General features: G+C 60.2%; 16 protein-coding genes and 1 pseudogene. 11 read left to right on the top strand and 6 right to left on the bottom strand.

Annotated elements, in window-relative coordinates; genetic code table 11:
* Nucleotides 1-51: 51 nt before the first annotated feature.
* Nucleotides 52-933 carry a hypothetical protein gene (locus H9Q10_RS00900; protein ID WP_197902159.1) on the bottom strand — a complete coding sequence of 294 codons (882 nt, stop codon included), beginning with the start codon at nucleotides 931-933 and terminating at the stop codon, nucleotides 52-54.
* A gap of 301 nt (nucleotides 934-1234) precedes the next feature.
* Here H9Q10_RS00900 and H9Q10_RS12375 point away from each other — a divergent pair.
* The 4 genes and pseudogenes from H9Q10_RS12375 to H9Q10_RS00885 form a co-directional block, all read left to right on the top strand.
* Nucleotides 1235-1936 (top strand): annotated as a pseudogene (locus H9Q10_RS12375) (glycosyltransferase family 2 protein); the annotation flags it as partial.
* Nucleotides 1919-2893, top strand: coding sequence for an LpxL/LpxP family acyltransferase (locus H9Q10_RS12370; RefSeq protein ID WP_238480113.1), 975 nt, complete (start codon nucleotides 1919-1921; stop codon nucleotides 2891-2893). The pseudogene H9Q10_RS12375 and the gene H9Q10_RS12370, both read left to right, overlap by 18 nt.
* The gene (locus tag H9Q10_RS00890; protein WP_197902157.1) at nucleotides 2886-3332 is read left to right on the top strand and encodes an acyl-CoA thioesterase; all 447 of its coding nucleotides are present in this window, start codon (nucleotides 2886-2888) and stop codon (nucleotides 3330-3332) included. Before H9Q10_RS12370 ends, H9Q10_RS00890 begins: the two co-directional genes overlap by 8 nt.
* A 749-nt stretch (nucleotides 3333-4081) precedes the next feature.
* The gene (locus H9Q10_RS00885; RefSeq protein WP_197902156.1) at nucleotides 4082-4630 is read left to right on the top strand and encodes an NAD(P)H-dependent oxidoreductase; all 549 of its coding nucleotides are present in this window, start codon (nucleotides 4082-4084) and stop codon (nucleotides 4628-4630) included.
* Nucleotides 4631-4802: 172 nt separating this feature from the next.
* Here H9Q10_RS00885 and H9Q10_RS00880 read toward each other — a convergent pair whose 3' ends face one another.
* On the bottom strand, nucleotides 4803-5309 hold the full coding sequence (locus tag H9Q10_RS00880) for an SRPBCC family protein (protein WP_197902155.1): 507 nt from the start codon (nucleotides 5307-5309) through the stop codon (nucleotides 4803-4805).
* Nucleotides 5310-5430: 121 nt separating this feature from the next.
* On the opposite strand from H9Q10_RS00880, the gene H9Q10_RS00875 reads away from it, so the two are divergent.
* Nucleotides 5431-6390: a LysR family transcriptional regulator gene (locus H9Q10_RS00875; RefSeq protein WP_197902154.1), complete on the top strand. Its 960-nt coding sequence runs from the start codon at nucleotides 5431-5433 to the stop codon at nucleotides 6388-6390.
* Between the two features lie 106 nt (nucleotides 6391-6496).
* Here H9Q10_RS00875 and H9Q10_RS00870 read toward each other — a convergent pair whose 3' ends face one another.
* The 4 genes from H9Q10_RS00870 to H9Q10_RS12205 form a co-directional block, all read right to left on the bottom strand.
* A complete protein-coding gene (locus H9Q10_RS00870; protein WP_197902153.1) occupies nucleotides 6497-7576 on the bottom strand; it encodes an alkene reductase in 1080 nt (359 codons plus the stop codon).
* Nucleotides 7577-7874: 298 nt separating this feature from the next.
* A complete protein-coding gene (locus H9Q10_RS00865; protein ID WP_197902152.1) occupies nucleotides 7875-8513 on the bottom strand; it encodes a LysR family transcriptional regulator in 639 nt (212 codons plus the stop codon).
* 266 nt (nucleotides 8514-8779) lie between these two features.
* Nucleotides 8780-9367 carry an isochorismatase family protein gene (locus H9Q10_RS00860; RefSeq protein WP_197902151.1) on the bottom strand — a complete coding sequence of 196 codons (588 nt, stop codon included), beginning with the start codon at nucleotides 9365-9367 and terminating at the stop codon, nucleotides 8780-8782.
* 99 nt (nucleotides 9368-9466) lie between these two features.
* On the bottom strand, nucleotides 9467-9589 hold the full coding sequence (locus tag H9Q10_RS12205) for a hypothetical protein (RefSeq protein ID WP_274381484.1): 123 nt from the start codon (nucleotides 9587-9589) through the stop codon (nucleotides 9467-9469).
* 142 nt (nucleotides 9590-9731) lie between these two features.
* Between H9Q10_RS12205 and H9Q10_RS00855 the strand changes: the two genes are divergently transcribed.
* The 6 genes from H9Q10_RS00855 to H9Q10_RS00830 all read left to right on the top strand — a co-directional run bounded on the left by H9Q10_RS00855 (nucleotide 9732) and on the right by H9Q10_RS00830 (nucleotide 17511).
* Complete coding sequence (locus tag H9Q10_RS00855; RefSeq protein WP_197902150.1) at nucleotides 9732-10616, top strand: LysR family transcriptional regulator; 885 nt, start codon at nucleotides 9732-9734, stop codon at nucleotides 10614-10616.
* A 332-nt stretch (nucleotides 10617-10948) separates the two neighbouring features.
* Nucleotides 10949-11581: a glutathione S-transferase family protein gene (locus tag H9Q10_RS00850; protein WP_197902149.1), complete on the top strand. Its 633-nt coding sequence runs from the start codon at nucleotides 10949-10951 to the stop codon at nucleotides 11579-11581.
* A 156-nt stretch (nucleotides 11582-11737) separates the two neighbouring features.
* Nucleotides 11738-12334: a LolA family protein gene (locus H9Q10_RS00845; protein ID WP_197902148.1), complete on the top strand. Its 597-nt coding sequence runs from the start codon at nucleotides 11738-11740 to the stop codon at nucleotides 12332-12334.
* 280 nt (nucleotides 12335-12614) lie between these two features.
* Nucleotides 12615-13235, top strand: a complete 621-nt coding sequence (locus H9Q10_RS00840; protein WP_197902147.1) for a DUF1269 domain-containing protein — start codon at nucleotides 12615-12617, stop codon at nucleotides 13233-13235.
* A gap of 315 nt (nucleotides 13236-13550) precedes the next feature.
* On the top strand, nucleotides 13551-15206 hold the full coding sequence (locus tag H9Q10_RS00835) for an ApeI family dehydratase (RefSeq protein WP_197902146.1): 1656 nt from the start codon (nucleotides 13551-13553) through the stop codon (nucleotides 15204-15206).
* Nucleotides 15199-17511 (top strand): MMPL family transporter, encoded by a 2313-nt coding sequence (locus tag H9Q10_RS00830; protein WP_197902145.1) that lies wholly within the window; start codon nucleotides 15199-15201, stop codon nucleotides 17509-17511. The genes H9Q10_RS00835 and H9Q10_RS00830 overlap by 8 nt, the downstream gene beginning before the upstream one ends.
* Nucleotides 17512-17755 lie beyond the last annotated feature (244 nt).

Below are 17755 nucleotides of genomic sequence, written 5' to 3'. Positions count from 1 at the left end.
AAAAGGCTACCTGAAAAAGTTTTCAGGTAGCCTTTTAATTCCGTTGCCGCATTATTGCCGAGCTTCCGGTTTGAATGCTGGGGAAATCAAAACTCTTTTTACAAATGTACTAGTTCTCTGTTCATAGGAATTTTCATTAGGACGGCATCTTTCCCCTCTGCCCCAAGGATTCGGATTTTGTTCAAACTTAGAATATCCTAGCTCAGGCACAAAAACATACATCGTTTTTTCAGCCATCAATTCGTTCGTTTTTGTATCAATTATTTTGATCGTTGTTCCCGCTATCCAATGCTTGCGGTTTTCCCAAGAAACATCATTCTCATAAGTAACGGCGTAGCGGGCCGGATGTGGTGGATTTATCTCTTGATTAAACGGTTTGTCGGACATATGCCAATCACCACTATAGCGGATGATAGAACCGTCTTTTTGCAATACATCAACATAATCATAATGGGCACGGGAAAAATATGGCAAAAAGCTGGCAACATACTCCTCTCGCTCGAATTCACTCGCCACCGCCGCATCCTCCCACATCTGGTCTTTCCGCGGGTTGTAGCTATTGCTCTGATATTTCTCGTCATCCCCGCGCACTTTTAGCAGCAGGATGCCGTCCACATTCTCGGCGGTGCGGTAGATCTTCTCACCGGCGTTTCGACAAAGTTGGTCGAAACGGGCTTTGGCGGGGTCGTAGCGTTTGCGCCATTCGGCCACTTTCTCCGCGTTCTCCCGATTGTCCGACCATTCGATGGCCTTGGGCAGCAGGAAAAACAGCCCGGCCACGGCAAGCCCGGGGGCGGGCAACAGCCACGGGTGTTTTTCCAAAAGTTTGGAGTGGGATTGATAGAACAAAAATATCGAGCCTAATGCAAATACCAGCATCGTGCCCCAATACAGCATGGCGATGAAGCTGGTAACGTCTCTTAAGGTAATCATGTTTTTTCCTAGGTGCTTGGGTTTGGCATGGCGATATATTAAAGGCTACCTGAAAACGAGCAAAGCGAGTTTCGCTAAAACGGTGTGCGGGCATAGCCCGGGCGGGATTGCTGCGCCGCCAAACCGCCCGCCGCCCGGCGCCAATCCAATCGCGCTGCCATTGGCAGAAGGGGAAAAGGCTACCTGAAAAATCCGCCTGCGCATTTGGATGGCGCATCCGCTTCATGCCGCCGTGCGGATTTTCAGGTAGCCCTTGCCCCTTTTTGCTAAAATCCCGCTTTTCCCCCGCCCCGCCTTTTCCATGAAACTCCTCGCCGTTATCCCGCACTACCGCCACCTCGGCACGCTGCCGCAGGTGGTGGCCGCGCTGCGCGCTTGCGGCCTGCCCGTTTTGGTGGTGGACGACGGTTCGGGCGAAGATTATCGCGCGGGTTTGGAGGCTTTGCGCGGCGAGGGCGTGCAGGTGGCGTTCCGGCCGGTGAACGGCGGCAAGGGCAGCGCGATGAAGTGGGGCTTCAAGCTGGCGGCGCAGCAGGGTTTCAGCCATGTGTTGCAGATGGATGCCGACGCGCAGCACAGCTTTGCCGACATCCCGCGTTTTATCGAAACCGCGCAGGCGCAGCCGCAGGCGGTGGTGTGCGGGCGGCCGGTGTACGGCGGCGACGTGCCCAAATCGCGCCTCTACGGCCGCAAAATCACCGATTTTTGGAACGTGCTGCACACTTGGTCGCGCGACATCCAAGACGGCATGTGCGGCTTCCGCGTCTATCCGCTGGCCGCCGTGCTGCCTATTCAATACGGCGGCGGCATCATCGGCGAGCGCATGGATTTCGACAACGAAATCCTGGTGCGCCTGCATTGGGCGGGCGTGCCATTCGTGTGGCTGGATACGCCGATACGCTACGCGGCAGACGGCATCTCGCACTTCAACCTGCGCCGCGACAACTGGCTGATCAGTAAAATGCACGCCCGCCTGTTTTGCGGCATGTTCGCCCGCCGCTTCGGGCGGTTTTTCAGACGGCCTCAAGCGGCGCAATCCGCCCACTGGTCGGCGCAACGCGAACGCGGCAGCCGCCCCTTCCTCCGGCTCACCGCATGGCTGGTGCGCTACCTGCCGCTGCCGCTGGTGCACGCCATCGCCGCCATCGTGCCCGCCTATTTCTACCTCACTTCTACCGCCCAACGCCGCAGCGTGCGCCAATATCAGGGCTACCTGAAAAGCAGCTTCCCCGCCGCGCCGCTGCCCGCGCGTTTTGCCGAATACCGCCAGTTTGCCGCCTTCGGCCAAGCCGTGGCCGACCGCTTCGCCGTGTGGCGGCACAAAATCACCGTGCCCGACCTGGTGGTGGAAGACCCCGACAAGCTCTACGCCGACGTGGACAACCACAGCGCGCGCGGCCAAATCCTCATCTGCTCGCACTTGGGCAACATCGAAGTGTGCCGCGCCCTCGTGTCGCACCACCAAGGCTTTAAGCTCAACGTGCTGGTGCACAACGCCCACGCCGAAGATTTCAACCGCGCCCTCAAAGCCGCCGGCGCCAGCGATTTGCAGCTCATCCAAGTGGCCGAACTCGACGCCGCCAAAATGCTCCAGCTTTCGCACAAACTCGACGCGGGCGAATGGCTCGCCATCGCCGCCGACCGCACACCCGTGCGCGGCAACAAAACCGTGCCCGTGCAATTCCTCGGCCACACCGCCCGCCTGCCGCAAGGCCCCTGGCTCTTGGCCGGTCTGCTGCGCGCGCCCACCAACACCGTGTTCGTATTAAAAGAACGCGGCCGCTATCATTTATGCCTCAAGCGTTTTCAGGTAGCCCCAAGCTGGACAGCCGCCACGCGCAAACAAGTGATTGCACACATGGCGCAGCAATACGCCGACATCCTCGCCGCCCACGCCGCCCGCGCCCCGCTGCAATGGTTTAACTTCTACGATTTTTGGAACGACCCCGACCATGGCTAAACACATCTACTGCCGCCACAGCACCGAGATCGAAGTGCCATTTTTTGACGTGGACGTGATGCAGATCGTCTGGCACGGCCACTACGTGAAATACCTCGAAATCGCCCGCTGCGCCTTCCTCGACGCGCTGGGCTACAACTACACCGTGATGCTGGCGCACGGCTGCGCCTGGCCCGTGGTGAAGCTCGACCTCAAATACATCCGCCCCGCCCGCTTCGGCCAGAAAATCCGCGTGGACATGGCCATGACCGAATACGAAAGCTGCCTGCGCCTCAGCTACACCCTACGCGACGCCGAAAGCGGCGACAAGCTCACCCAAGCCCATACCACCCAAGTCGCCCAACGCCTCGACAACGGCGAAATGCTGTTCCAAACCCCCGAAAGCTGGCAGGAGGCCGTGCGGCGGTTTGCAGGGTTTGCGCCGTTGGCGGAGGATTGAGGCTACCTGAAAAACGCCGTCTGAAAAAACCTTTTGACGCCACACACGGCTTACCACCAATCCGTCCCCCCTCCCCGTGGAAGAGGGTTGGGGAGAGGGCAGGCAAACCGTCAGGTTTGCTTGTGCCAACGCCCGATTTCACCGAAACCTCCATCAAGGCCGTCTGAAAACGATGTCTCGGCAAAGCCAAGGCGGAGTTTCTGCGCAGCTGAAGCGCAGCTTCAACAAAGTGAAAACCAGCAACCAGGCTTCCGCCGCAGGCCGAATCCCTGCAAAGCGGCTCAAACGGCCGTAGGGTGTGTGCCGCAGGCACGCACGCCGTAGTTTGCCAACCCGAAACCCGCGTGCGTGCGTTCCGCACACACCCTACCCGCCGAAACCCGCAGCAAGCGTAGGTTGGGTCATGACCCAACAAAACCGTCGATCTATCCGAAACGTTGGGTTTGCCAACCCAACCTACTAATCTCATCGCCAAGATTGAACAACTGGCTTAAAGGCTAGCTGAAAAAGCCGTCTGAACGACGGCCTAGTGTGGGCTCCTGCCCACCGTTTTCATTTCATGCCCGCTGCTGGACAGGCTGCAACCCTATCCTGCGGCTGTGATAGCTTCCTCGTAGCAAGTGTAGCCCGATGGGTATGGTGTGTGCGGAATGCACGCACGCGGTTTCAATCGTTCAGACGGCCTTCCTTTACCGCCACACGCTTTTCAGGTAGCCTTCCCGCCCTCACACCAATCATCAAGGAAAGCCATGAAAACCCTCATCATCCTCGCCCATCCGAATCTGGCGCAATCCACCGTAAACCGCCGCTGGCTCGCCGAGTTGGAGAAACACCCCGACCGCTACACCGTCCACAAACTCTACGACACCTACCCCGACGGCAAAATCGATGTTGCCCGCGAACAAGCCCTGGTGGAAGCGCACGACAACTTGGTATTCCAATTCCCCGTGTACTGGTTCAACTGCCCGCCGCTGCTGAAACACTGGCTGGACGAAGTGCTGACCTACGGCTGGGCATACGGCTCGAAAGGCAAAGCGCTGGAAAACCGCAAAACCGGCATCGCCGTCTCGCTCGGCGCGCCCGCCGAAGATTACCGGGCGGACGGCGCGGTCGGCTACGGCTTGGCCGAAGTGCTGCGCCCCTTCGAACTGACCGCCCGCTACTGCCACGCAGACTGGCAGCCCGCCTTCGCCTTCCACACCATCGACAGCAACGCCGGCTACGATGCCGCTGCCGAGCAACTCGTCGCCCAAAGCGCGGCGGACTATTTGGCGCATTTGGAAAAATATTTCGGCTGAACATTTGAGGCTACCTGAAAGTGTGAACTTCAGCGAAGTTAAAAGCCGGTTTCAATCTTTCAGACGGCCTTTCGTGAACAAACGGCAACCGCATTCAACAACAAAGCAGCCCACGCTTGGATTTCCCAAAGTGCGGGCTGTTTTGCATTTTCAGGTAGCCTTTAATCGGATTTCACCCCCGTCTTGCCGCCGCCACCATGCCGTCCAGCCATTCCTGATGGCCGTTAATCATCGGATTGGGTTTGGCTTGGGCGAGTTCTTTGGCCGGTTCGCCGTTTTGCGTTTCCTGCGTCAGAATCCGCACGCGTCCGCCGTCGAGTTCCTCCAAAAGCCATGCGTGGTGTACGTCCAAACGCGTTGCGCCTTCGCCCGCCCAGCCGTGCCACGCGATGCGGCCTGCCTGTCCGTCTTTCGGCGCGACCAGTTCCACCACTTCGGCATCTACGGGAAAACCGAAGGTTTCAAAATAAAACCGTTCGCCTTGTTCCAAATGCGTTTTGCCGTAGCGGATGTTGGCGGAATTGGCGTAATAGGTCGGCCACAGATGCGGGTTGACCAGCAGTTCCCACGCGTCTGCCAAACGGATGCTTTTGACGATGACTTCGTTGGAGCAGAAATTGTCGGTTTCGCCGGGAATATAGCCTTGAGGGAAGATGATGGCGGATTGGGTGTAGCTCATTTTGATGTCCTCTCTGAAATAAAATGTATCGGATGAGGGTATTGTCGCTTCAGTTTAGATATTTGTCTAATCGATGATTTGGATATAAGATATTTACAAAACGAATATCTTGGAGTGCAAAATGCAGGAACTGCGCCGTTTGGATTTGAACCTGTTGAAAGCCCTGGTCGTGCTTTTGGACGAACAAAACGTCAGCCGCGCCGCCGAAAAAATGGCGTTGAGCCAGTCGGCGATGAGCGCGGTTTTGGCAAAACTGCGCGACAGCTTTGACGATCCGCTGTTTGTCCGCACGCAATACGGGCTGTCGCCGACGGAGCGGGCAAAATCGCTGCACCAGCCTTTAAAACAAGTGCTTGCCGACATCAATGCGCTGTGGCAGCCGCCCGATTTTGACCCTAAGCAGGCGGAACTGACGGTCAAAATCGGCCTGACGGATTACGGGCTGCACGCCGTCGGCCTGCCGTTTTTGCGCCAAATCCGGCCGCTTGCGCCGCGCATCAAACTGGCCTTTATGCCGATACACGCGGGCGACGTGTCGCAGCGGCTGAATAAGGGCGAGCTGGATTTTGCGCTGATTACCGAAGGCGAAACCCTGCCCGACTTCCACACCAAGTCCTTGTTTGAAGAGCATTATCTGTGCACCGCGCGGCAAGGACATCCGCTTTTGGGCGAACCAATGCGCTTGGATTTGGACGCGTTTTGCAGCGCAGAACATGCAATGGTTTCCTACCACGGCGGACAGTTTCACGGACTGGTGGACGACGCACTCGCCAAACTGGGCAAAAGCCGCCGCGTTGCCGTATCCGTCAGCAGCTTTCTCGCTCTGCCTGAAATCTTGGCGGGCAGCGACCTGATGGCCACTGCCCCTGCGCGCCTACTGCAAAACCGCCCAGAACTAGCCGTCTGCCGACCGCCGCTGGCCATCCCGACCTTCACCAAACTGCTCGCCTGGCACGAACGCACGCACCACAGCGAAGCGTTCAAATGGCTGCGGGAACAGATGGCGGAGGCGGTGGGGCAAAAAGATAATTCGGTCTCTGCCGAAACCCAAAGGCTGCCTGAAAAACAACAGGCCGTCTGAAAATAGCTTTCAGACGGCCTTCCGAAGACAAGCGGCAACCGCGTTACACAACCAAGCAGCCTGCACTTTGCGGACATCCAAAGTGCAGGCTGCTTTTTCAGGTAGCCTATCCCAACGCCGGATAATCGGTATACCCATGCTCCCCGCCGCCGAACATGGTGGCGCGGTCGGGTGCGTTGAGTTCGGCATTCAGCTCGAAGCGGCGCGGCAGGTCGGGGTTGGCGAGGAAGGACGAGCCGTAGGCAATCAGTTCGGCAATGCCTTTTTCCAGCTCCGCTTCGCCGCTGTCGCGGGTGTAGGCCGTGCCTGCCATCAGCGTCTGTTTTACCAGTTTACCGAAGCGTTCGATTTCGTCGTCTGCCGGATAATGCGGCAGCAGCGGGAACATGGGGCTGCGTTTCATCAGCTCGACAAAGGCGAAATTGCGTTTGTTCAACTCGTTGATTAAATAGGTATAAGTTTCGGTCGGGTCGTCAAACGCGATACCGGCGTAAGGGTGCAGCGGGCTGATTTTGATGCCGACTTTTTCGCCGCCGACGGCTGCAATCAGCGCGTCCATCACTTCCAGCGTGAAACGGGCTTTGTTGGCCACGCTGCCGCCGTATTCGTCGCTGCGCAAGTTGACGGAATCGGATAAAAACTGCTGCGGCAGGTAGCCGTTGGCCGCGTGCAGCTCCACGCCGTCGAAGCCTGCGGCCATGGCGTTTTTGGCGGCTTGCGCGTAATCGGCTATGGTTTGCTTGATTTCGGCTACGGTCAGCGCGCGCGGGGTTTCAAAATCTTTCGCGCCCTGCGAAGTAAAGTGTTGCATGCCTTCGATTTTGACGGCGGACGGGGCAACGGGCAACGCGCCGTTTCTATCGACCGAATGCGCCACGCGGCCGGTGTGCCAGAGCTGGACGAAAATTTTGCCGCCTTGGGCGTGTACCGCGTCGGTGACCTTTTTCCAGCTTTGCACCTGCGCGTCGGTGTACAGGCCGGGCGTAAACGGGCTGCCAACCGCATCGGCGGAAATATTGATGGCCTCGGACAAAATCAGTCCGGCAGAGGCGCGCTGGGCATAATATTCGGCCATCAAATCGGTGGCCATGCCGTCTGAAACGCTGCGGCTGCGGGTCATCGCGGCCATAACCATGCGGTTTTTGAGTTCGATGTTGCCGAGTTGGAACGGGGTGAGGAGTTTCATGGGGTTGTCCTTTCGGGATTGCGTTGTGCGGATGCTGCGCATTGTAGGCGGGACGGCTGGGCGGATAAATGGGGGTGGGCGGATAACACTTATCCGTATTTGGCGGGAATAAGGCTGGCTGAAAGCGATGTCTCGGTGCAGCCAAAGGCGGGGTTTCTGCACAGCCAAAACAAAGTTAAAGCGCGAAAGCAGCCTGCACCTTGGTTTTTTACAGTGCAGGCTGCTTTTGGTATTTTCACTTCGTTGAGGCTCTGTTTTCACTTTGTTGAAGCTCCGTTTTCAGGTAGCCTTTGCCGTTTCAGGCTGCCTTTGCTTTCAAACCTTCCGCCGTTTTCCCGCCAAACCGGGTCAGGAACACAAACAATGCCAAACCGGTTGCGCTGAGCATAGCGCCGCAGTAGCCGACTTGGGCGATTTTGTCCGCCAACTGTGGCGCATACACCAACAAAAACTGCTCGCAAAACAGCGGGACGGATTCGTACAAAGCCGCATCGGGCAGCGAGCTGGTAATGGCGAAATCCGCCCGTTCTTCCTGCAAAAGCCCGTAAATCCGCTCCTTGTTGCCCGTCATCACGCGCACGGAAAAACCGTCCGCCAGCAGATGAACCAAACGCGGCGCCAACACGAAATGCGTCACATCGGCAGGCGCGGCGATATGCACCGTGCCGCCTTTGACCTGCCCGTAGCCCAGCCGTGCCAGCTTGTTTTCCAACACATCGATGCTCTGCGCCACCGAATGCGCCAAATCGTCCGCCACTTCTGTCGGCTGTACCCCGCGCGGTTGTCGGACAAACAGTTTTTTCCCCACCAGGCTTTCCAAAGCCTGAATATGCTGCGTGGCGGCAGGCTGCGTGATACTGAGTTTTGCCGCCGCTTTGGAAACGGATTTTTGGCGATACACTTCCAGGAAAGTGCGCAAGTGGTCGAGTCTGGACATCAATTATCTTTGGAACAGGCGGTTGGTCGATAACAAATCTTATCACAAGGGCAGGATGAAAGCGCGTTTTCAGGCTGCCTGAAAGATTGGTTTTGCGGAAACCGTGCCGCTTCATTTTTGGCTTCGCAGAAGCTGAAAACAGCAAGCCGCCCGAAATGCTGTCGGATAATATGGATAATATAAAGCAGCCTGCACCCCCGATGATTCGGAACGTGCAGGCTGCTTTTGGTTTTTCAGGTAGCCTGTTACCGTTTCAGGCTGCCTTATCAACCCTGCAAAGCCTCGGCCACCACTTGCAGCAGTTTCTGCCCGTCTTCGCTGCTCCAATCCTGCGCCAGTTCGGCAATCAGTTGGTTGGTGGACGTAATCGTCGCGCCCGCTTTGTCCATGCGGCGCAGCGCGGTTTCGTCGGCCAGTTTGCCGGGCGAGCCGCCCGCGTCGGCGACCACCTGCACTTCGTAGCCCTGTTCCAGCAGGGTCAGCGTCGGGTATACGGTGCACACGTCGTTGGTCACGCCGGCGATGATGATGCGTTTGCGCCCGCCCGCTGCGGCTTTCACGGCGGCGGCGAAGTTTTCGTCGGCCATGGCGTTCACGATGCCGGCGCGTTTGACGCGGTTTTTAAACTCTTCGGGCAGGATGTCGGCCAGTTCCGCCAGCAGCGGGCCTTGGGCGTGTTCTTCCATGCTGGACGTGAGCACGGTGGGGATGCCGAGCGCGGCCGCGCTTTTGGCGAGCATCAGCGCGTTGCGCTTCATTTCGTCGAACGGAATCGAGCCGACCCAGCCCATGGTGCCGATTTGGTGGTCGATTAACAGCATGACGGAATCTTTTGCATTGAAGGGTTTATACATTTTTTTACTCCTGAAAGTGTGGTTGGGAAAGGGCGGACTATGACAAGGATGGCCCGCTTTGTAAACGGCTATAACGGATAAGCGTCGGCCGCATTCGGCTTAAAGGCTGCCTGAAACTTCGGCAGGCTCGGCGGTGAGCCGGCCTTTAATCCAGTAATACAAAAAAGTCGGCACGGCGAGGTTGGCGATAACGGTTAAAGTGATAACGGTGTAGGCATTCATGATTTTGTTCCTTTCGGCTTGCGTGGTTTGGATGCTTCGCATTGTAGGGAAGACTGTTTTTCGGATAAATGGGTTTTTTTGAATAACACTTATCCGTTTTTATATATAATAGGCTACCTGAAATGGGAAATCCGGAGCGAAAATGGATTATTGGAACGAAATGGCCTTGTTTGTGGAAGTGGCGGAAGCCCAAGGCTTCACCAAAGCGGCGGCGAAGCTGGACATGCCGCAATCCACTTTATCCCGAAAAATCAGCGAACTGGAAAAATCCCTCGGCTTGCAGTTGCTTAGCCGCAGCACGCGGCGGGTGGGGCTGACCGAGGCGGGTGCGCGCTATTTGGAGCGGGTGCGGCCGATTGTGGAAGAGGCGCGGCGGATTCACGACGAGCTGGGCGGGATGCTGCTGCGGCCGCACGGCGTGCTGCGCGTGTCTTTGCCCGTTGATTTTTCGTATGAATTCCTTGCGCCGCTGCTGCCTGAATTTGCCGCGCAATACCCCGAAATCGGGCTGGAAATGGACGTAACCCCGCGCAAGGCGGATTTGGTCGGCGAGCCGTTTGATTTGGTCATCCGTGCGGGCGAGCAGCCGGATTCGGGCTATGTGGCCACGCTGCTGATGAAGGCGGACTTTTATCTTTACGCTGCGCCCACGTTTTTGGACAAACACGGCGTGCCGCCATCGCCGCAGGAAGTGAACCCCGCGCACTGCCTGCGTTTCCCCGCGCTGCCCGTGTGGCGGCTGGCGGACGCGGCGGGCAACACGGCGGAAATCGCCGCCCAATCGCCCTACGCGGTAAACAGCATGGGCATGCTCACGCGCATGGCGGCGCAGGGCTTGGGCATCGCGCTGGTGCCGCAGATGGGCGCGGCGGCGCAATACGAAGCCGAAGGCCGCCTGCAACGGGTGCTGCCCGGCTGGTCCGCCCCACCCGTGCCCGTGTACGCGATGACGGCCACGCGGCTCTTGCCCGCGAAGGTGAAGTGTTTTATCGAGTTTGTGAAGGCGCGTGCGGGGGTGGCGGATTAGCGGGCGGGTTTCAGACGGCCTTTTCAGGCAGGCTCTGAGGCCGTCTGAACAATCCATGCCGGGCGGGATGCTGTGCCCATCCTCTTTTTCAGGTAGCCTGCCCCAAAACACCCGCGCCGTCATGCCATGATTTTGGGTGTAAAATACCGCCGCCCGCCCAATCGGCACGGGCAAGGCCGTCTGAAAACACCCACGCCGCAACCGCTTGCCCTGTTTTTCAGGTAGCCTTTCAGACCGTATTGAAAAGGCTACCTGAAAGCGTCAGCTTCAGCGCAGCTAAAACGAGCGAAGCGGATTTCTGCACAGCTAAAATGCCGCACCAAGGAAACACCATGCAACCCCTCACCTTCTACACCAACCCCCACTCGCGCGGCAAAATCATCCGCTGGCTGCTGGAAGAATGCGGCGCGGAATACGAAACCGTGCCCGTGCCCTACGGCGAAAACGGCACCAAATCCGCCGCCTACCTCGCCGTCAATCCCATGGGCAAACTGCCCGCCATCCGCTACGGCGACACGGTGATCACCGAAACCGCCGCGCTGGTGGTGTTCTTGGCCGAACTCTTCCCTGAGAAAAGGCTCATCCCCGCCGCCGGCACCGCCGAACGCGGCGAATTCTACCGCTGGCTGATGTTCGGCGTGCACTGCGAATACGCCATGTTCGATAAATGGTTTGCCGTGCCCGAAACGCCCGAACGCAAACGCGGCATCGGCTACGGCAGCTTCAGCGAAGCCACCGCCACGCTCGCCAACTTCCTGCGTGGCAGAACATACGCCCTCGGCAACCGCTTTACCGCGCTGGATATCTATCTGAGCGGCCTCATCGCCTTCGGCATCGCCCGCGCCCAAGTGCTGCCTGCCGACGGCGAACTCGCCGCCTACATGCAACGCCACACCGCCCACCACGCCTTCGCCCGCGCACAGGCCTTGGACGCGGAGCTGGCGAAACAGATGGGCTTGGCCTGATTGTTAGCCTGGCAGAAATTTGCCGCACCCATTTTTCAGGTAGCCTTTAGGCCGTCTGAAAGGCTACCTGAAAAAACCCGCAAGCAGCGCATTCATGCCCGACAAGCCGTCTGAAAACATAAGCCCCGACAAAATCACAAAACCCCAAGCAACCCCATGAAAAAACGCCTCCTTTCCCTCCTCCTCGCCCTCGCCGCCCTGCCCGCGCTCGCCTTCAACACCGCCGAACTCACCGCCCAGCTGCAAGCCCCGCAGAGCGTGCAGGGCAGCTTCACCCAGCAGCGTTTCCTGCGCTCGCTCGACAAACCCGTGCAAACCGGCGGCCAATTCGCCCTGCGCCCCGGCCACGGCCTGTTCTGGCACCTGCAAAAACCCTTCGACATGAAACTGCGCGTGCGCCGCGACGGCATCACCCGCCAAGACTCGCAAGGGCAGTGGCGCAGCAACGGCAGCCAAACCGCGCAGGCCGCGCAGGTGAAACTCTTCATGGCCGTGCTCGGCGGCGACACCGCCGAACTGCAACGCCACTTCAACCTCGCCCTCTCCGGCAACGCCCAACAATGGCGGCTCACCCTCACGCCGAAAACCGCCGTGATGCGGCAGGTGTTCAACCAAATCGTCATCAGCGGCGGCCGGCTGGTGCAGAAAGTGGAGCTGGACGAAAAACAGGGCGACCGCACCGTGATGCAGTTCACCCAGCTGCAAACCGACCGGCCGCTCAGCCCCGCCGCCCGGCAGGCCTTGGGGGAATAAGCCGCACCCATCGTTTCCAACCCGTTGAAACGCTTGCTTTCAGGTAGCCTGAGAGGCTGTCTGAAAACAGTTTGAACCGAGAACTACAGCAAGCTGGATGTCCTTCCCCAACTATCTGTTAAACATATACTATTGGTAAGTATAGGCGCACTGTCGCTTGCCGCAGATTTCCTGTGGGTAAAATTTGGTTTATTGCATTGCCCGCCTGCCTGCCATCTTTTACACTGCTGAAACATACATTCATGTATGTTTCATCTTCAACTCACACGGGAGCCGTTTCATGAACCAAAACATCATCGTCGCTTTGTTCGATATCTCCAGCGAAGCCTATCAGGCCTTTTCCGAATTGAAGGCCTACACACAGACCGCCGACACGCTGATTGCCCAAGCCGTTTTGGTGAAAAAAGAAAACGGCCTGATTATCCCCGCAGAAAGCACCGACTTTACCGCCAACACCGCAGAAGGCGCGTGGACGGGCGGGCTTATCGGCTCGTTGGTGGGCGTGCTGGGCGGCCCTGTCGGTATGCTGCTGGGTGGCGCGGCCGGTGCGCTCATCGGCAGCGATGCGGGTACGGCGGCAACCCTCGGCGAAGGCCTGTTGCTGGAAAATACCGCCAGAAAACTGGACGACGGCAGTACCGCCGTGGTCATTCTGGCTCAGGAATCTGACGAAGCCGTGCTGGACGGGTTTTTCAACCGCTTCAAAACCGTTATCCTGCGCCAAGATGCCGCCGTTGCCCAACGGGATGTGCTGGCAGCTGTAGAAGCGCAGCAGGAAGTGGCGCGTCAGGCACACGAGGCATGGAAACAGCAGCGTAAAGCCGAACGTAAGGAAAAAGTGGAAGCCTTCAAAGCCGACATCAAACAAAAATTCGACGAACTGGCTGCCAAACTGAAATAAGGCCTGCCGCCCAACCCCTGCCCTGTGCAGGGGTTTTCAATTGACGACAAATGTGCGGCGACGGTTTTCAGGTAGCCTACCAAGCCAGTTGAAAGCACGGGCGGCCGTGAAGTGCAAAATGATTGAAATTAAGCAACCGCAAGTCGGGCATTCGTGCCCGGCTGTTTTATAATGCGCGGTTGGAAACCTGCCTGCCGCACGACTGCTGCCGAAAAACCGTTTTTAACTTCGTTGCAGCTGCGCTTTCAGGTAGCCCGAAGCGGCACGGCCGCGCCGTCCAATCAATCTCATCAACCTAATTCCAAACCCGACACCATGCCCGTCCTCTCCCTGCTCAACCGTTCCCCCGATTCCACGCTGGCCGAAGGCTGGCCTGCCGCGCAGTTTTCCGCCGCCACGCTCTCGCTGGCCGCACGTTTGCGGACGCACAATATTTCGGCCGCCGCGCTGTGGTTCGACGACGCGGCACGGTTTGCTTCCGCGCTGCTGGCGGCTTGGCTGGCGGGGGCGGAGGTGTATCTGCCGCCCAATCTGGCCGAGGAAAACCGCCGTTGGGCGGAGGAGCGGGGCGCGGTGTGGCTGAGTGACGTGCCCGAGGTTTCAGACGGCCTCTGGCTGTACGACGGGGCGGCAGAGCAGGCGGCCGCGCCTGCGGAAGCGTTGGAATGGCCGCGTGAAAACGTGCTGTATCTGAAAACGTCCGGCTCTTCGGGCGAAGCGAAAACCATCGTGAAAACGCGCGCGCAGATGCTGGCGGAAGCGGCGGCGGTGGCGCAGAGGCTACCTGAAAACTGGCGCGGCCTCTCCGCCGTGGGCAGCGTGAGCCCGCAGCATTTGTACGGGCTGACCTTCCGCATGTTCGTGTCGCTGGCGGCGGGCTGGGCCATCGGGCGGCGGCAGTGCGTGTATCCCGAGCTGCTGCTGGCCGATTCGCGCCGCGAATGCCTGTGGATTGCCAGCCCCGCGCTGCTGAACCGTTTGGGCGAGAGGCGCGATTGGGCGCGGCTGCGCGGGCGGGTGCGCGGCATCGTCAGCGCGGGCGGGCTGCTGCCCGAAGCGACCGCCGCGCTGCTGCAAGGGAAGCTGGGCTTTGCGCCGCATGATGTGTACGGCAGCACGGAAACGGGCGTGATTGCGCTGCGGCAGGGCGGGGAATGGGAACTGTTGCCCGAAGTGGAAGCCGCCGTCGATGAGCACAACATTTTTCAGGTAGCCTCACCGTGGAGCGGCGGGGTGCAGGCAACCGCCGATGCGGTACGGCTGCACGGGCGGCGGCTGGAACTGCTCGGCCGCCAAGACCGCATCATCAAGCTGGAAGACAAGCGCGTGTCGCTGGCGCAGTTGGAGCATGATTTGCTGGCGCACGGCTGGATTGCCGACGCGCATTGCGCCCGCCACCCGCAGCACGGCCGGATTGCGGCATGGGCAGCCTTGAACGAAGCGGGCATTGCCGCGCTGCGCGAACAGGGCCGCGCCGCCGTGGTGCAAGCCTTGAAGCGGCATCTGGCCAAAACGCAGGACACCGCCGCGCTGCCGCGTTATTGGCGTTTCGCCGCCCAACTGCCGCGCAATCCGCAGGCGAAAATCCGCAAGCAGGATTTTCAGGTAGCCTTTACCCAACCGCAAACCGCGCCGCAATGGGCTTTGGTGTCGCAAAACGACGAGGCGCGCGAATATGCGTTTGAAGGCGTTGTGCCGCTGGATTTGGCCTGGTTCGGCGGGCATTTTGCCGATTTCCCACTGGTGCCCGGCGTGATCGAAATCCAGTGGGCAATGGATTTGGCGGTGCGTTTCGATTGGGGCAGGAAACAAGTGAAACAGATGGAAAACCTGAAATACCAGCATTTTGTGCGCCCGCACGACACGGTGCGGCTCACGCTGCGCCACGACGCGGCGAAAAACAAAATCCATTTCGCCATCGCGCAGGGCGACACGCCTTGCGCTTCGGGCAGGGTGGCGCTGCATGACTAGGCTGGCGTGGCTGTATGCCCTGCTGCTGGCCTGCGCCGCCGCGTGGCTGGGCTGGAGGCTGGCGCAAGGCGGCCGCCTGCAAACCGACCTCACCGCGCTGTTGCCCGCCGACGCGCAGGTGGATGCGGTGTGGCGCGCGGCCGACGAAGCGGGCGAAAAACAGCTCAACGGCCAAATCCTGCTCTTGGTGGGCAGTGAAGATGCCGACCGCGCCTTCGCCGCCGCCGAACAGGTGGCCGACCGCTGGCGGCAAAGCGGCCTGTTCGCCGCCGTGGACAGCCGCATCGAGCCGGATTTGGACCAACTGCGGCAAGACATCCGCAGCCTCGGCGCAAATGCCCTGCCGCGCGAACAGCAGCAGCTTCTGTTGCACGACCCCGCCGCTTATTTCCAACAGCGCGCCGAAGACGCGGCCAACCCCTTCGCCGCACAAACCGTGCCGTTGGAAGACGACTGGCTCGGCTTTTCCCGCTTCGTGCAGCAGAAACAGCCCGCCGGCCGCCTGCAATGGCACAGCGGCAACGGCATGCTGTATAGCGAGCAGAACGGCCTCACTTGGGTGTGGCTGCGGGCGAGGCTACCTGAAAAAGCGGCTGCCGACCAAGCCGAACGCCTGCTGCCGCTGCTGGCCGATTCCCGCGCCCAAGCCGAGCGCGGCGGCTACCGCCTGTTGGCGGCGGGCGGCGCGTTGTTTGCCGCCGAAGCCAAAGTGCAGTCGGAGCGCGAAAGCGGGCTGATGTCCGCCGTCGGCCTGTCGCTCACTTTTGCCCTGCTGCTGGCCGTGTTCCGCAGCCCGCGCGTGTTTGCGCTGGCCTTGCCGTTGGGCGCGGGGATGCTGCTGGGCGCGGCGGTGGTGGTGGCCGTGTTCGGGCAGATGCACATCCTCGCCGTGGTCATCGGCACGAGTTTGGTCGGGATGCTGGTGGACTTCCCGCTGCATTGGCTCACGCCCTCGGTGTTTTCGCCCAACTGGCAGGCCGCGCCCGCCATGCGCCGCGTCCTGCCCGCCTTCCTCGCCGGGCTGGGCATCACCGCCACGGGCTACCTGCTGCTCGCCTTCACGCCGCTGCCCGTGCTGCGCCAAACCGCCGTGTTTTCCGTGGCCGCGCTCGCGGGCGCGTTTGCCGCCACCGTGCTCCTGCTGCCGCCGCTGTTCCGCCGCTACCGCCCCCGCGCCGCTTGGTTTGCCGCCGCCATGCAGAAGCTCGCCACCGCCCGCCTGCACTGGCTGCTTGTTCCGCTGTTGCCGCTGGCCGCCGCAGGCTACCTGAAAACCGATTGGCGCGACGATATCCGCGATTGGGCGGCACTTTCCCCACAGCTTATCGTCGAAATGCGCCAAGTGGCCGACATCAGCGGCAGCGACACGGGCGGCCGTTTTGTACTGGTGCAGGCCGGCAGCACCGATGAACTGTTGCGCCGCAGCGCGCAAGTGGAAATCGCCTTGCGGCCATTGGCGGGAAAAGGCGCAATCGGCGGCGTGCAGTCGCTCAACCAATGGCTGCTGCCCGCCGACGAACAACAAGTCCTGCGCGAACAACTGCAACGCCTCACCGCGCAGCCTTCCCCCGCTACCGACCCCATGCTCCAACTCGGCCTGCACCTCGACACCATCCAAACCGCCCTGCACCAGGCCGCCGAACAGCCGCCCGTGTCCCTCGAACAAGCCCTGCGTCCACAAATGGCCGAAGCCTGGCGCAGCCTGTATCTGGGCAACATCGGCGGGCAGGAAGCCGCCCTCGTGCGCGTGCAAGGCCTGAACGATGCCGCCGCCGTGCAAACCGTGCTGGCCGCGCTGCCGTGCAACCAAGGCCAAACCTGCGCCCGCTTGGTGGACAAACGCGCCCGCCTGAACGACCTCTTCCGCCACACCCGCAACCACGCCGCCTGGCTCAAACTCGCCTCCTTCGCGCTGGCTTGGCTGGTGTTGTGGCGCGTGTTCGGCGCGCGGCGCGGCAGCCTCATCCTCGCCGTGCCGCTGGTTTCCGCCGCCGCCACCGTCGGACTGCTCGGCTGGCTCGGCCTGCCCGTCAGCCTGTTCGCCATGTTCGGCCTGCTCCTCGTGGCCGCCGTGGGCGCGGACTACGCCGTCTACGCCCTCACCGCCCGCGAAACTGCCGCCGCCAAACTCGGCGGCATCCTCCTCGCTGCGCTTACCACCGCCATCTCCTTCCTCCTGCTCGCCATCAGCCGCACCCCCGCCGTCGCCGCCTTCGGTATCACCGTGTCGCTGGGCGTGGGGCTGAACGTGTTGCTTTCCGCGTGGCTGTTGAAGAGGGAAGGGGCGGGGGATGAGGCCGTCTGAAAATCTCAAAGCGGCTACCTGAAAGCGTGAGCTTCAACGGAGTTAAAACCCCCGCGCATTTTTCAGGTAGCCTCTTCCAAGGTTTGAGGCCGTCTGAAACCTGAAAACAACGGCCGTAGGGTGTGTGCTGCAGGCACGCACGCCGTAGTTTGCCAACCCGAAGCCCGCGTGCGTGCGTTCCGCACACACCCTACGCGTGCTGAAAATCTCAAAGCGGCTACCTGAAAGCGCAAGCTTCAACGGA

This window comes from Eikenella glucosivorans (genome assembly GCF_016025525.2).
GTDB classification, from domain to species: Bacteria; Pseudomonadota; Gammaproteobacteria; order Burkholderiales; family Neisseriaceae; genus Eikenella; species Eikenella glucosivorans.
The sequence above is the reverse complement of the archived record's forward strand: the minus strand, read 5'-3'. Positions and strand labels throughout refer to the sequence as shown.